The organism is Staphylococcus sp. 510 (genome assembly GCF_057219715.1).
The window spans coordinates 138572-153315 of sequence record NZ_JBXVVK010000008.1 but is presented as its reverse complement, the minus strand read 5'-3'; the positions used below and the strand labels follow the sequence as shown (position 1 = coordinate 153315).

Sequence of the window (14744 nt, the reverse complement as noted above, 5' to 3'; positions counted from 1 at the left end):
AAAAATGGGATCGATATCGAAGTCGATACCGATCCCATAAAAATCATGCCCCCACAACACAATTTTTATCATCTTCTTTTTATTACTTTTATTCATTAAGTCATGTCTTAATCAATTTGTCTTAGTCTTCTGCTCTTGATTTAGCGGCTGATGCATCTGCTTTTTTCTTACTTTGTAAGAAGAAACTTAAAATAAGTGCTACTAAACTTATAATAGTTGCAATGATGAATGCATCGTTTATACCTTCTACAGAAGCTAATTTGTTTACATATTGTAATAACACTTTCATGGCACCTTGTTCGCCACCAAATTGTTGTGCTAATTCACGCATATGGTCTTGAACCATTGGATTAGTTTTATCCAATTCTTCACCAAATGCAGCAACATGATTTGTTGTTTGTGTAGTCATTACAGTAACAAGAATTGCAGTACCAATTGAACCTGCTAATTGTCTCATCGTATTTACAAATGCGTTACCATGAGAAATTAAACGCGCTGGTAATGCGTTCATACCTGCAGTCATGATAGGCATCATGATAAATGCCATACCAAATGAACGTAAAACATAAATACCCATGATTGATAAGTATGGTGTATCCATATTTAATTTAGTTAATTCCCAAGTTGCGTATGTCATAACGCCAATACCAAAAATAGCTAATGGTTTAATACCAATCGTATCAAGTAATTTACCTGCAATAGGACCTAAGGCACCCATTACTAATGCACCCGGAAGCATTAATAGACCTGAATCTAACGCTGAGAAACCACGTAGATTTTGTAAATAGATTGGTAAAAGAATCATACCACCATATAAACTCATCATAACAATCATGTTTATCACTGTTGTTAGTGTATATGTTGGGTATTTTAAAACTTCTAAATTTAACATTGGTGCTTTCATTCTTAATTCTCTAATAACAAATAAGGTAATGAAAATAATACCAATGATAAACATTGAAACAATTTCAGTTGAACCCCAACCTTTATTACCAGCTTCAGAGAAACCATATAATAAAGCGCCGAACCCAATTGTACTGTAAATAATACCAGGTACATCGGCTTTAGGATTCGTTGTTCTTTGGTACAGTCTAAACCAGAAGAAACCAACTGCAATTGCAACAAGTCCGATAAAGAACATACCGTAGAACATTAAGTTCCAGTCATAATTTTGTACAATATAACCAGATAATGTTGGTCCGATTGCTGGTGCTAAAATCATGGCAATACCCATTGTTCCCATTGCTACACCACGTTTTTCTGGAGGGAAAATCGTAACAATAACATTAGAACCTAATGGCATTAAGATACCAGCACCGATAGCTTGTAAAACACGTCCTGTCATCATTATCGGGAAGTTCATTGAAATCGCACATATCAATGAACCAAATGTAAAGAGTACTAAACCTATAATAAATAGCTTTCTATAAGAATATTTATTAAATAGGAAAGCACTTATTGGTATTAAAATACCGTTAACTAACATAAATCCTGTCATTAACCATTGACCAGTTGATGCAGAAATATTAAATTCAGTATTAATTTTAGGTAAGGCAACATTTAATAAAGTTTGGTTTAAAATAGCAATAAACATACCAAATAACATTGCCGCTAAAATCTTACCTCTTGTGATACCTTTACCGAAGATAAAATCAGACTGTTGATTTTTAATCTTCTCATTAACTCTAGCCTCTTCTGAGTTAGGGTTGATTGGTTTGTGAACTTCGTCAACTTCATTCTCCACATCTGATTTATGAGAAGTGTCTTCAGAGCGACGTAACGTCCCTTGTTCATTCTTTATAGAATCATCCGATTCATTTATAGATTCGAAATGATGTTTTCTTTTATCATCTTCAATGTGATTAGAAGTAGAACTAAAATCATTTGGAGATGATGTTTGTGACTCAGATTTTTCTAAATCACTTGCTTTAAATTTAGATTGATATGATTGACTCTCAGAACCTTTTGTTGAGCGTTGTTCCACTTTTTGATTTTTAGATTTTTTCTTACTTTTAACGATGAAGAAATTAATCAAACCAAGAAGTATGAGCGCGATTAAAATATAAACAATAATGAAGGTCGTTGTCATTTAATGACCCCCTTAATTTTTATGAATTTTGACTTCAGCGTTCATACCTGGAACAACATTTTTAGATGGTTCAGAATCTAGAGAAATTCTAACTGGTACAACTTGTGATACTTTAGTGTAGTTACCATCACTATTAGATGAAGGCATTAATGAGAAGCTAGCTGCTGTAGCATCACCGATTTGATCGACTTTACCACTTACAGTTGCTTTTTGTCCGTCGATATCAACATCAACGTCATTACCTTTTTCAATATCAGCAACGTCTTTTTCATCAACGTTAGCAGTAATATATAAATCATCTAAATTGTACGCATAAGCGATTGGGTTCCCAGCTTGAGCCATTGAACCTTCCATACCATCTGTTTTAACGATTGTGCCGTCTTTAGGCATTTTGATGCTCATCTCTTTAGATTGACCACCTTCGCCTTGAGCTACAACTTCAGCAACTTTATCGCCTTTTTTAAGTTTCTCACCTTGTTTAACGTCAAGTGATTTAATTTCACCTGAAGCAGGGCTTGCTATTTTCATTTGATCGCCATCTACTTTGGCGTTATCAGTACTAACATAGCTCGTTGCATTGTTCCAGAAGTAGAAACCGACTACTCCGATAACAATCAACACAATGATAGTAATGATATTAATTAATACCATTTTCTTCATGAATATATCCTCCTATTTGCTTTTAAAATTCACTTTATCTATTATAGATACATGTAGATAAAAATAACACCGACACTTTAAAAAAATGTGTCGGATTGATAACAAAGGGACTGCTTATGAAACGAAGAGCTAAATTTAAAATTATTCAAAGTATGATAGATTTATTAGATGAATACCCATTCGACGAAATAACGATTAAAATGATCTGTGCTTATAGTGGCGTTAATCGCTCTACTTTTTATGATCATTACAAAGATAAATATGATTTATTAGAACAAATTCAAAATTATCATTTATCTAAATATTTGAAATTACTCAAGTCTTTATATAACAACTTTGAAAGTGTGCGTGTCGATAAAACTAAGTTATATAAATTCTTTTTAATTGTTACGAAATATATTAAACGTAAAGAAGCATTCTATCGAGCTATATTTATTACATATCCTAATAAAGGATTAGCAATGGAATATTTTAACGCTACTAAAGTTGCTTATGAAAATGTGATTGAAGATTATCCAAATTCAATTCAAAATAAATCATTGTTCATCACCTATTCTATCGGTGGACAAGTTGGTGTCATATTTTATTGGTTACGCAATGGTTGCAAAGAGTCTCCAGAAGTAATTGCTGAAAACCTATTAGCAAATACAATTAAATTACAAAGATAATCAAATTAAGCCAGAAAATGAGCATATATAACTCATTTTCTGGCTATTTTTTGTATCGTTACTCAAACCAATTATGATGTTCGACGTTGTAGTCTCGTATAAATAGTCTGTAAAATAATCATAATTACTGCTGTTATACTAATAATCACAACATAAGGTGTTACATTATGTTCGCCCATGACATTAACTAATGAAGACATAAGTCCTCCTAATAGAAATTGTACCAATCCTAATAAACTGGAAGCACTGCCTCGCCCTTTTGTACTTTCATCCATAGCAATTGAAAAGCCTAAACTTGCGACTGCTGTAACCGGTGCAACTAAGACAATAAATCCAATGACTAATATCCAAAAACTCAAATGATTAAGCAGTGTCATAGCTACAATCACAACGCCAAGTACTTGAATATATGTCACAATTTTTAACAATTGTCGTCTCTCTATTCGATCGACAAGTACACCCACTAATTGACTTGAAATAATTAAAGTAATGCCAATCGCTGCAAACATAATACTAAATTGTAACGCTGACATGCCATATATTTTTTGAATAATAAAAGGTGATGCTGAGATATAGGTAAATAACATAATAAATGAAAATCCTTGAATTAACATTGGTAATACAAATTTAGGTGTCGCTAATAGATGTTTAAAGTTTTTAAACATTTCTTTAATGCCGTTACTATCTTTTTCATCTTCCTGTAAAGACTCAGGAACTTTGGTTAGAGAACCAATAACCATTAATATGCCAAATACAGTTAATATAATAAATACCATTCTCCAAACGGCGAAGCTTAAAATAATACCACCAATTGCTGGAGCAATAACTGGTGCAACACCGTTTACTAACATGAGTAATGATAAAAATTTTGTTAACTCCTTACCTTTATACATATCACTGGCAATAGCTCTTGAAATAACGGAAGCTGCCCCACCTGTTACACCTTGAATAAAGCGTAACGCAATCATTACTTCGATATTAGTAACAAAGACAATACCTAAACTTGCTAATGTATAAATGAACATGGATATCCATAACGGTTTCTTTCTTCCGGTCGCGTCTGATATAGGACCAGCAAATAAGTTTCCTAACGCTAACCCAATCATAAATAATGATAATGTGAGTTGTGCATTTGACGTTGTTGTATGGAAGTCATTTTTAATTTCTGGTAATCCCGGTAAAAACATATCTATAGATAATGCACCAATTGCTGTAAGTGCACCTAAGATGATTACAAATATAGGGGATTGCTTTTTCGATTGTACCTTCTGATTCATTTCTGAAACCACCTTAATATTTATTTAGTAAATGGCTAGATTTTTACATATATCAATATATTACGCTATACATTCTATTTTATGCAATTGAATATTTTTCTCCCTACATATAAAAATAGGACGCAGGTCAGTGTTCGTTATTTAAAATAAGATCACATGTCCTACGCCCATCATTACTATTTATTCGTTAGATTCTTTAATTAAATTAAAATCATTACCTTTGGATGTTTCTTCTAATTCATAATCTTTATTAATCAATTGACCATTTTCATTTATTTGTTGGATCGTCGCTTTCACTTTATCTCCACTTTGACTTGCACTTATGACTTGATTTGTTTGAAATGATACTAATTGATTATTCTCTAATTGATGTTTCATGGTGTCATATAATGAAGTGTTTTTCTTAAAGTAACTTGATATTAAATCAAAGTTATTTTCATTCATTGCTGAATTTAATGCCAATGAGTACCCACTAAAAAATTGAGTGAGTTTGTTTTTCAAACTATTTTCTTCTTTTTCTTTTTTAGCAACATATTTATCAATTTCATCACTGTCGAAATCTAATGTGATTGTCGTATTATCTTTAAGTTTTGAAGCTTTAATGGTCTTAGTTTCTGATTCGAAAGTTTTATCTTTAGCTGAACCTTCAGCAGATACTGTGATATCTTTATTCTTAGGATATGGACCATACTCTTTAGAATTTGAATATGATAACGTACGATCATTAATAATCACTTTTTTTGATTTATCAGTAAGTTTAGATGCACCTTTTAATTTAATGTTGAGATGTGCTTCATCAAAATCTTCAGTCACATTGACGGTCTCACTATTTGTAGCTTTAAAATCAAAGTCAAGTTTCCCACTAAACACACCATTCTTCGTTTCTTTAGTAGCATCAATACTATAATTACCTGGAATATAATAGCCTAATGGCGTTGTTTTATCCGCTTCTGCAATTACTTTTTTACGTTTACCACCGGATTTAAATTCATATTTTGTATCTACTTTCGGTTTGACAACCGGTTGTTTCGTCGGCGCATTAAAACTCATATTATCAAATATAAGATATCGTGTCCCATTTTTACTCACGCGTAACACATCTTGACCATCCCTTGTTTGAATATAAGATGCCACGCTAGAATGGCTTTTATTTAATTTATCAACTGTATTTCTGACATCTCTAATAAAGTTTTTAATTCCTACTTCTTTTTTTATATATTTAATATATGCCGAAGCTTCATCAGGATCTACCTTATTATCTTTAGTACTGAGTAATGTAGCCACTTTTTGATTATCGTCATTGTCTATCGCATTGACTAAAATTTTTGTTTGAGCATTAGGTGAATTAAAATTTCTTAATAGGAAAAATAAAATGACCAATAAGATGATAATAAAAAATATAATCGCAACTGGTACAATCTTTCTAATCTTTATATTTGTCGTTTTATTTGAAGATTGATTTGTGCTGTTTTCATGTTGTTCGCTATTACTTTGCTTACTTTTATTCTTTGTTTCTTTTTTTATTGACTGGCCACAATTTTGACAAGTGTGTGCATCCTTATCCACAGAAGCACCACACTGAGGGCACTGTTTCATCTTATCACCTCTACTCAATTTCCAAACACTCGTCAGTTTAAAAAATATTTCACATCTACAATTTATATCTATTGTTAAAAACGATTAATTTATTATTAATTTCAATAATTCAATCAATATACATTCTATTATTACAGATAATTTCATTATATAACTAAATGATTTCCAACAACATACATATTTAGTCTTATGACTCATCTATTATCAAATTATATTCCTAAAACTTCTATTATGTATAGTGTTTATTTAATGATATTTACGATAATTTAGAGCTGTAATTTGTCATTCGATAATTAATAACTTCTAAGACATGTCTAACTTGATCTAAATCTTCGGAAGAGAAATCTTTTGTAAAATCCATTGCGATATCATTAATCAATGTTTTACGCTTCTCCATGTAAGACTTGCCTATTTTAGATAAATTTATAAACTTAAGCCTTTGATCGATATTAGCATTGGGCTTTTCTAGAACAACTAATCCTGCATCTAATAATTTACTAATTCTTCTGCTTACCGCTGCTTTATTAACACCTTGTTTTTCTGTAATTTGACTTATTGTCATCGATTCATTATTAAGCATTGCTAAAACATTGGATTGTTCGACGGAAATGCCGTATTCATTTTGTAAATCTTTCAACAATTTAGCAGTTAAAGTATTTACATTATTGATAAACATTTCTAAAAATGCGATATGATCTTCTAATTGTCTAGTCATATATATCTCCTCAAGACCGTGTTGATTTATATAAATTATTTATTTTTCATCCTATAAATGATATCAAGAAAAATTATAAAATGAAACCTTTAAAACAGTTTTATCACAATAACTTTTGAGTTGCTTATTTATTTACTATCAACTACATTTATATGTACATACAATATTGAGGTGCGCGCGCATGATTCCTTTGATTTTAACATTACTTATCATCATGATTGTCTTGTCATTATTAATTAACCAGTACGTCACTTTGAGTGTGACAGGATTTATTTCTACTATTATATTAGGTTTCTTAAATTTAATATTTCATCTCATTACGTATAGCATTCCATATGAATTGATGGTGCTTATGCTTATTTTAATCTCATTTTGTTTATTTAAACACCATGCTATTTTGTTTAATTCGCGTGGTCGTCAATTTATTAAACAAATGGGTTTGAGCGTCATGCGCTTAACGTTATTTATAAGTGCTTGTTTCTATATTAGCTTGTCACCGTTACTTATTATTAATGGCATTGCATTATGGCTATGTTTGATTGGATTTACAACATTATTTGCATTTCTTTGTTATCTCATATGGTCATCTGTCTTTGGTTCACGTCATTTCAATCAATCAGTGGATTTAATTATTGTATTAGGGGCAGGTATATTTACTGAAGAAGTGACACCAATGTTAAAAGAACGATTAAACCGTGCACTTGAAATTTATCATCATTCTGAACATAAGCCTCAACTACTTGTATCAGGCGGACAGGGGCCAGATGAACCTATACCAGAGTCAATCGCAATGCAACGATATTTGATTAAACAAGGCGTCCCTAATGACAATATTTTATTAGAACAACAATCTACTAATACACACACAAACTTTGTATACTCTAAAGAAATTATTCTTCAATATTTCAACAATATGCCAAAGATGGTATGTGTCACAAGTCAGTTTCATATATTGCGAGCACTCAAGTTAGCCCAAAATTTAGATATTCCAACCTATGGTGTTGGCAGTCATACGCCCTATCATTTCTTCCATATTGTTTTAATTAGAGACTTTTTAGGCGTGATGTATCAATACCGATTACTTTTAACGATATATTTTGCACTCACATTTTGGATAAGTATCATCATTTTATGGATAAAATAAAAAGTGTCTTGTATACGCTACATTCTTACGTACATAAGACACTTTTTTATAAATGTTCTATCAATTGATATACTTTGCAATCTTGCCATCTTCAAGGTAAATGACTTTATCAGCATATTCAAACAATCGTTGGTCATGTGTGACCATAATGCCACACATATCATTATTTATAATTTCCTTTTTAATCATTTTTACTACGGATAATGCTCGTTTAGCATCTAAACTAGCTGTTGGTTCATCTGCTAATAACAGTTTAGGATCATTCATCAATGCTCTCATAATCGCAACTCTTTGCTTTTGTCCACCCGATAACATATGAGGAAAGGCATTTAATTTGTCTGATAATCCAATGTCCGTTAATAACTTAGACGCTCGTTGATAAGCTTCCTTTTTAGACATTCCTGTTTCTCTTCCTACAATTGTAAGTTGATCCATCACTGATAAATAAGGCACTAAATGAGATGATTGGAATATAAATCCAATATCCGTTAAACGACGTTCAGTATTACGTCGAGTATTTGAAAATAATGGCTCTCCTTGGTAATTAATCTCTCCTTTTGTTTGAGAAAGTATACCACCTAGAATGGATAATAAAGTAGATTTTCCTGAACCTGAAGCACCAGAAAGTATAACAAACTCTCCTGGTTCAATTGTGATATCAATATTTTTCAATACCTTTGTTTCAGTATCTCCTTTACCAAATGTTTTCACAATATGATTAACTTGTAATGACACTATTCTCCACCTCCTATTGCTTCTATTGGATCAACCTTAACAACTTTAATAAATGATAATAATGCGCCGACTATAGCAACGATAATAAAAATACCAATCACTAAAATATAATTTATTGTATTTAAATGAAATGGCATGGTCACAGGTAAAATCATAGCAATACCAGCAATTATACCGACTGAAATGACTACGGATAATAATGTCACTATTAGAATTTGAAGTAATAAAGAAGTCAGTAAATGTCTTGTTTTGATTCCTATTGCTTTTAAAATGCCAATTTCTGATACTTTTTGAATGGTCATGACATAAAAGAAAGCACTCAGTACGATTGCTGTAATAACGAACAGACTCATCACCATCATTTTTAAAGGTGCTTGTTCAGCTTGATAACTTGCGATGTTTGCTTTCAATTCATCGGTACTCGTCACTTTGATTCCTGGAATATCGTTTATTTGCTTTTCTTCCTGTTGAGATAGTGTGTTAACAGGATAAAATAACGCATATTGTCTATTAATATCCTGGAACCCCTTTTGATCCATCAATACGATAGAGCTATGTGCATACATTGCATCATCAAGAATACCTGTGACTTTATATGTTTGTTGATGTTGCTTGAACTGAATAACATCCCCTATTTTAATACCTTCACCTGTCAGTTTTTGATTTACTGCAATTTGATTCTTCTTTGTAGGTAGTTGTCCTTCCTTCAAATCAAATTGCTGTTCTTGTGGAGAATACATTGTGAGTACATCTTCATCATTATTACCAGCCACTTCTAAACTTTGTATATTCATTTGAGTTGGCTTTATATTAATCACCTTATTAATTTTCATTTGCTGTTTTGATGATAGATGAGATTTTTCAATCTGAGGTTCTTTCATATCTTGAGTAATATAATGTGTTGATTTAAATTGATCGAACATAGACACATTTTCTCTAGCTAGTCCTTGTGCTAAACCACTAATAAATAACACCATTAAGCTTAATAAGACAATGATTAACATGATTAATACATATCTAAACTTATAAAATTTAATTTCATTCCATGCTAATTTCATTCATACTCGCTCCTAAACTATGTTTGTTGATAGTTGTATCATAAGAAACATTTGTGAACTGAATGTGAACTCAAGCATACATTGTTTTCTAAAATTTATTCATTGTATAATAAAGGAAAAAAGGAGTGTGGATATGAATCGTTGCCTTATTGTAGATGATGATCCTAAAATATTAAATTACGTTGTAACACATTTAGAAAAAGAACATTTCTATACATATACCCATACAAATGGTGAAGAAGCACTTCATTTTCTTGATAATCATCCAGTCGATATTGCAATCGTGGATATTATGATGCATGGGATGGATGGATTTGAATTATGTCATATGATTAAAGAAGTTTATGATTTACCAGTGATTATGTTAACGGCGAGAGATGCACTTAGTGATAAAGAACGTGCATTTATAAGTGGGACGGATGATTATTTAACTAAGCCTTTTGAAGTTAAAGAGTTGATCTATCGTATTAAGGCTGTCTTACGTCGTTACCACATCCATGCGGATGAAACATTAACGATTGGGAATTTAACGTTACATCAAGCTTATATGGAAGTAGTAGTAAATGGTAAAACGATGACATTACCTAACAAAGAATTTCAACTTTTATTTCTATTAGCTTCAAATGAAAAGCAAATATTTTCTAGGACACATCTTATCGAAAAAATATGGGGTTATGATTACGAAGGTGATGAAAGAACTATTGACGTACATATAAAACGATTGCGACAACGATTGCAGCAACTAGATTCAGACGTGACAATTAAAACAGTACGTGGTCAAGGTTATAAGGTAGAACATCATGTTTAAAACGTTATATATCAGAATCGCTGTCTATACTATTACTGTCATATTATTCAGTGCCTTTATTAGTTTTATTTTGACAAATATCTATTACCATTTTAATTTAAAGGCGTCTAATGATGCGAAAATCATGACAATGTTAAAAGAATCAAGAGATTTTGAAAGTTACAATAATAATCAACTTAATCATTACTTTAAACATCTTGGTCAGATGAATTATCAAATTATGACAGTTGATCAGGATGGTAAGAAAACATTCTATGGTGCAAAATTTAGAAAAGACAACTTATCACAACGTCATATTAAAAGTGTCTTAAATGGCAACGAATATCACGGTATTAAAAATAAGCCTTTCGAACTTTTTGTAACAGGCTTTTTCGATAATGAAACGGATAACACTGTAGGTTTACAATTTAAAAATCATCACGAAAACGTCGCTGTCTTTATGCGTCCTGATATTGGTGAAACATTTAGTGAGTTTAGATTATTTTTAGCAGTACTCTTAACTTTATTATTATTAATCTCTATTTCACTTGTCATCGCTTCAACCTATGCCATTGTTAGGCCTGTTAAACAATTAAAACAAGGTACAGAAAGATTAATGAATGGGGACTTTAACACTCCTATCAAACAGACCCGTCAAGATGAAATAGGCACACTACAATATCGCTTTGATATGATGCGTCAATCTTTAAAGCAAGTTGATGAAATGCGACAACATTTTGTTCAGAATGTATCACATGAAATTAAAACACCACTCACACACATTAGACAATCATTAGTCGATTTAGAACGCGCTAAAAGTCAAAACGAACGTCAACAAAGTATTAATCATATCTATCAAATTACAAACCAGTTGAGCGAACTAACAAAAGAATTACTATTACTTTCAGAACTAGATAATGCACAGCATTTAACATTTTCGGATTATATTCAACTCGATCAATTAATCAATCACATTGTAAGACATGAACATTACGCTATCGATCAAAAATCACTTATGCTGATGTCAGATTTAGAGTCTACTTATTTCCTAGGAAATGAAAGACTGATACATCAGGCCGTTAGTAATCTTATTAGCAATGCCATCAAGTATTCTTACGATGCATCACTCATTAATATTGAATTGAAACAAATAGCTCAAGGCATTCAAATTCAAGTTACTAATCAAGGTGATATCATCGACACGTTAGAGCAATCTCATTTGTTTGAGCGCTTTTACAAGCGTAGTACAGATGACAATAGTAACGGGTTGGGTCTAGCTATTACACAATCTATAATCCAGCTCCATCACGGAAAAATACACGTTACTAGTAACCATCAAGATGGTACAACCTTTACAATTATTTTGCCCAAAAATATATAATACTTTCACAAATGAGCAATAAAGCTATGTGGTTATTATCTTTGATAATTAACCACATAGCTTTATATATTAACCGCTTATCTTTATTTATCCTTTTCCAAATAATTATTATGTTTTAATGATTGATATAGAGGAGGTTACACCTGTGCAATTAAAATTATTTATTAGCCCCACTGAACGAAAGCAATTTGTAGAAATCCATTCACCACAAATGGATAAAAGTGTACAAAAAATAATTCAAACTGTTGAAGACATTGATCGTTTAACCGAAATAAATGGCAAAGTTTTCAATACTAAATACCGACTATATGAGTTAGAAGAACAACTCCCAAACACTTTCATTCGTATATCTAAGTCTGAAATTGTTAATCAACATGCCATTATTAAACTACAATTAGAAGCAAACGGATTAATACGTATGTATTTAAAGAACTTAGACGATGATTACACTTATTCCTCTAGAAGATATTTAAAATCAATTAAGGAGAGATTATCATTATGAAAAATATTTATAAATCCCTTTTCATTAGTTTAATGATTGGATTATTGCTTTCTAATTTTTTCAGTTTTCTCTATGCTAATGGACACTATCATCCATTGTCACCGTCTTCAACAATGGGCACAATTTATTACCATCATTTTTCAGAGCCTATCATTATGTTAATATCAATGTCTATTTGGATGCTAATAGGTCTTTTATTTTCATTTAATAGCCTAATATTCAATGCTACTGATTGGAGTATTACAAAATCTACATTTGTTCATTTTATTTGTAGTTATTTTCCATTTACTATCCTTGCAATCTTAGCAGGTTGGTTCCCCTTAAAAATGATGAGTTTAGTTTCATACACCATCATTTTCATAGGCATCTACATCTTGATATGGTTTATAAGTTACTTAAAAACAAAAAAAGAAATCAAAAACATTAATGAAAAGCTTATCAAATTTAATTCTAATCATTAATAAAAACACCTTTCTTACTAGTAGTTGATCTACTTATAAGAGAGGCGCTTTCCTTTTATTATTTAACTTTTAAATATTTAACAATTTCTTTATTTACTGCGTGATACACATCTTCATGTTCTGATAAGTTTAAACCGAATGAAGGTACCATTTCTTTAATAGCTGGTTCCCATGATTTAAAGTCATCTTTATAACATCTTTGAAGGACGTCAAACATGATATCTACAGCTGTGGATGCACCTGGTGATGCACCAAGTAGCGCTGCTAATGTGCCATCTTCTGACGTAATCACTTCTGTACCAAATTGTAGGTTTCCTTTGGCATCTTTAGTATCTTTAATCACTTGTACACGTTGACCTGCAGTAATGACTTCCCAATCTTCATCTTTAGCGTTTGGTAAGAAAACTCGTAAGTCGTCAACTCTTTCTTCGTTTGAAAGCATTAATTGTGATACTAAATATTTAGTTAAATCAAACTCCTTAACACCTGCTGATAACATCGTTACGATATTATTGGGTTTTACTGATTTAATTAAATCTAAGTATGAACCTGTTTTTAAGAATTTAGGTGAGAAACCTGCAAATGGTCCAAATAGTAATGAACGTTCGCCATTCACAAATCGAGTATCTAAGTGCGGTACAGACATAGGTGGTGCTCCCACTTCTGCTTTACCATACACTTTCGCATGATGGCGATTAATTACATCAGGATTTTTACATCTTAAGAATAATCCACTTACCGGGAACCCTCCGATATGTTTAGATTCTTTGATACCTGTTTTTTGCAGTAATGGTAAGCTTGCACCGCCTGCACCAATAAATACAAAGTCAGTTTCATAAGTTGTTACTTGATTATTCGTTAAATTTTTCACTTCAACTAACCAAGTCCCATTACTTTGTTTTTTAATATCTAACACTTCGTGTTTATATTGAATTTCAACATTCTTTTGTTGTAAATTACTGAATAATTTTTTAGTTAAAGCACCGAAGTTAACATCTGTACCAGTTTCATCATAAGTAATTGCAACTGGTTCGTCATCTGTTCTACCTTCCATCATCAACGGTACCCATTCAGCAATTTTATTTCTATCTTCAGAAATTTCCATTTTACCGAATAATACATTTTTTTGAAGACTTTCTACACGACGTTTCAAGAATTCAATATTGTTTGTACCTTTAACGAAGCTCATATGTGGTACTGATTGGATAAAGTTTTCAGGATTTTCTAACTGACCTGTTCTAACTAAATATGCCCAAAATTGTTTAGAAATTTGGAATTGTTCATTGATTTTAATCGCTTTACTAATATCTACAGATCCATCTTTACCTTCTTTGGTATAGTTCAACTCACATAATGCTGAATGCCCTGTACCAGCATTATTCCATACATTTGAACTTTCTTCACCAGGTTGATTTAACTTTTCAAATACTTTGATTTCTTTATCAGGCGTTAATTCTTTTAATAATGTTCCTAGTGTTGCACTCATAATACCGCCACCAATTAAGATGACGTCTGTTTTGCTATGTTGTGTACTCATAACAAATACAGTCCCCCTTTTTAGTTGATTAATGAAACATCAAATGATCTAGACTTATATTAAAGCGCTTTCTAATTAGATAAAAAAATAAAATCAATAATGTTTTTCTTTTCTAAACATCATGTCGTCTTGGT

Annotated in this window: 14 protein-coding genes; 6 read left to right on the top strand and 8 right to left on the bottom strand. The window is 31.5% G+C overall.

The window, feature by feature from the left end:
• Positions 1-121: 121 nt before the first annotated feature.
• Together AC2D8K_RS08095 and AC2D8K_RS08090 are read right to left on the bottom strand one after the other, a co-directional pair.
• Positions 122-2089 (bottom strand): DHA2 family efflux MFS transporter permease subunit, encoded by a 1968-nt coding sequence (locus AC2D8K_RS08095; protein WP_002452395.1) that lies wholly within the window; start codon positions 2087-2089, stop codon positions 122-124.
• 12 nt (positions 2090-2101) lie between these two features.
• The gene (locus AC2D8K_RS08090) at positions 2102-2749 is read right to left on the bottom strand and encodes an HlyD family secretion protein (protein ID WP_002452396.1); all 648 of its coding nucleotides are present in this window, start codon (positions 2747-2749) and stop codon (positions 2102-2104) included.
• 116 nt (positions 2750-2865) lie between these two features.
• On the opposite strand from AC2D8K_RS08090, the gene AC2D8K_RS08085 reads away from it, so the two are divergent.
• Positions 2866-3417 (top strand): TetR/AcrR family transcriptional regulator, encoded by a 552-nt coding sequence (locus AC2D8K_RS08085; RefSeq protein ID WP_002452397.1) that lies wholly within the window; start codon positions 2866-2868, stop codon positions 3415-3417.
• A 71-nt stretch (positions 3418-3488) separates the two neighbouring features.
• Here the strand turns inward: AC2D8K_RS08085 and tcaB are convergent, their stop codons facing one another.
• The 3 genes from tcaB to tcaR all read right to left on the bottom strand — a co-directional run bounded on the left by tcaB (position 3489) and on the right by tcaR (position 7005).
• The gene (tcaB, locus tag AC2D8K_RS08080; protein WP_002452398.1) at positions 3489-4694 is read right to left on the bottom strand and encodes a putative multidrug effflux MFS transporter TcaB; all 1206 of its coding nucleotides are present in this window, start codon (positions 4692-4694) and stop codon (positions 3489-3491) included.
• Between the two features lie 180 nt (positions 4695-4874).
• Positions 4875-6290: a membrane-associated protein TcaA gene (tcaA, locus tag AC2D8K_RS08075; protein ID WP_002452399.1), complete on the bottom strand. Its 1416-nt coding sequence runs from the start codon at positions 6288-6290 to the stop codon at positions 4875-4877.
• Positions 6291-6546: 256 nt separating this feature from the next.
• The gene (gene tcaR, locus AC2D8K_RS08070) at positions 6547-7005 is read right to left on the bottom strand and encodes a MarR family transcriptional regulator TcaR (protein WP_002452400.1); all 459 of its coding nucleotides are present in this window, start codon (positions 7003-7005) and stop codon (positions 6547-6549) included.
• A gap of 181 nt (positions 7006-7186) precedes the next feature.
• Here tcaR and AC2D8K_RS08065 point away from each other — a divergent pair, with 181 nt between their 5' ends.
• A complete protein-coding gene (locus tag AC2D8K_RS08065) occupies positions 7187-8149 on the top strand; it encodes a YdcF family protein (RefSeq protein ID WP_484698421.1) in 963 nt (320 codons plus the stop codon).
• A 60-nt stretch (positions 8150-8209) separates the two neighbouring features.
• On the opposite strand, the gene AC2D8K_RS08060 is transcribed toward AC2D8K_RS08065, so the two are convergent.
• Together AC2D8K_RS08060 and AC2D8K_RS08055 are read right to left on the bottom strand one after the other, a co-directional pair.
• A complete protein-coding gene (locus AC2D8K_RS08060) occupies positions 8210-8884 on the bottom strand; it encodes an ABC transporter ATP-binding protein (RefSeq protein WP_002452402.1) in 675 nt (224 codons plus the stop codon).
• Positions 8884-9942: an ABC transporter permease gene (locus AC2D8K_RS08055; RefSeq protein ID WP_002452403.1), complete on the bottom strand. Its 1059-nt coding sequence runs from the start codon at positions 9940-9942 to the stop codon at positions 8884-8886. Before AC2D8K_RS08055 ends, AC2D8K_RS08060 begins: the two co-directional genes overlap by 1 nt.
• Positions 9943-10075: 133 nt before the next feature.
• On the opposite strand from AC2D8K_RS08055, the gene AC2D8K_RS08050 reads away from it, so the two are divergent.
• The 4 genes from AC2D8K_RS08050 to AC2D8K_RS08035 all read left to right on the top strand — a co-directional run bounded on the left by AC2D8K_RS08050 (position 10076) and on the right by AC2D8K_RS08035 (position 13073).
• Positions 10076-10750, top strand: a complete 675-nt coding sequence (locus tag AC2D8K_RS08050; protein WP_002452404.1) for a response regulator transcription factor — start codon at positions 10076-10078, stop codon at positions 10748-10750.
• Positions 10743-12110, top strand: a complete 1368-nt coding sequence (locus AC2D8K_RS08045; protein WP_145505542.1) for a sensor histidine kinase — start codon at positions 10743-10745, stop codon at positions 12108-12110. The genes AC2D8K_RS08050 and AC2D8K_RS08045 overlap by 8 nt, the downstream gene beginning before the upstream one ends.
• Before the next feature lie 118 nt (positions 12111-12228).
• The gene (locus tag AC2D8K_RS08040) at positions 12229-12612 is read left to right on the top strand and encodes a LytTR family DNA-binding domain-containing protein (RefSeq protein ID WP_232501537.1); all 384 of its coding nucleotides are present in this window, start codon (positions 12229-12231) and stop codon (positions 12610-12612) included.
• A complete protein-coding gene (locus AC2D8K_RS08035) occupies positions 12609-13073 on the top strand; it encodes a DUF3021 domain-containing protein (RefSeq protein WP_002452407.1) in 465 nt (154 codons plus the stop codon). The genes AC2D8K_RS08040 and AC2D8K_RS08035 overlap by 4 nt, the downstream gene beginning before the upstream one ends.
• A gap of 58 nt (positions 13074-13131) precedes the next feature.
• Here AC2D8K_RS08035 and mqo read toward each other — a convergent pair whose 3' ends face one another.
• Positions 13132-14610 (bottom strand): malate dehydrogenase (quinone), encoded by a 1479-nt coding sequence (gene mqo, locus AC2D8K_RS08030; RefSeq protein ID WP_002452408.1) that lies wholly within the window; start codon positions 14608-14610, stop codon positions 13132-13134.
• Between the last annotated feature and the right edge of the window lie 134 nt (positions 14611-14744).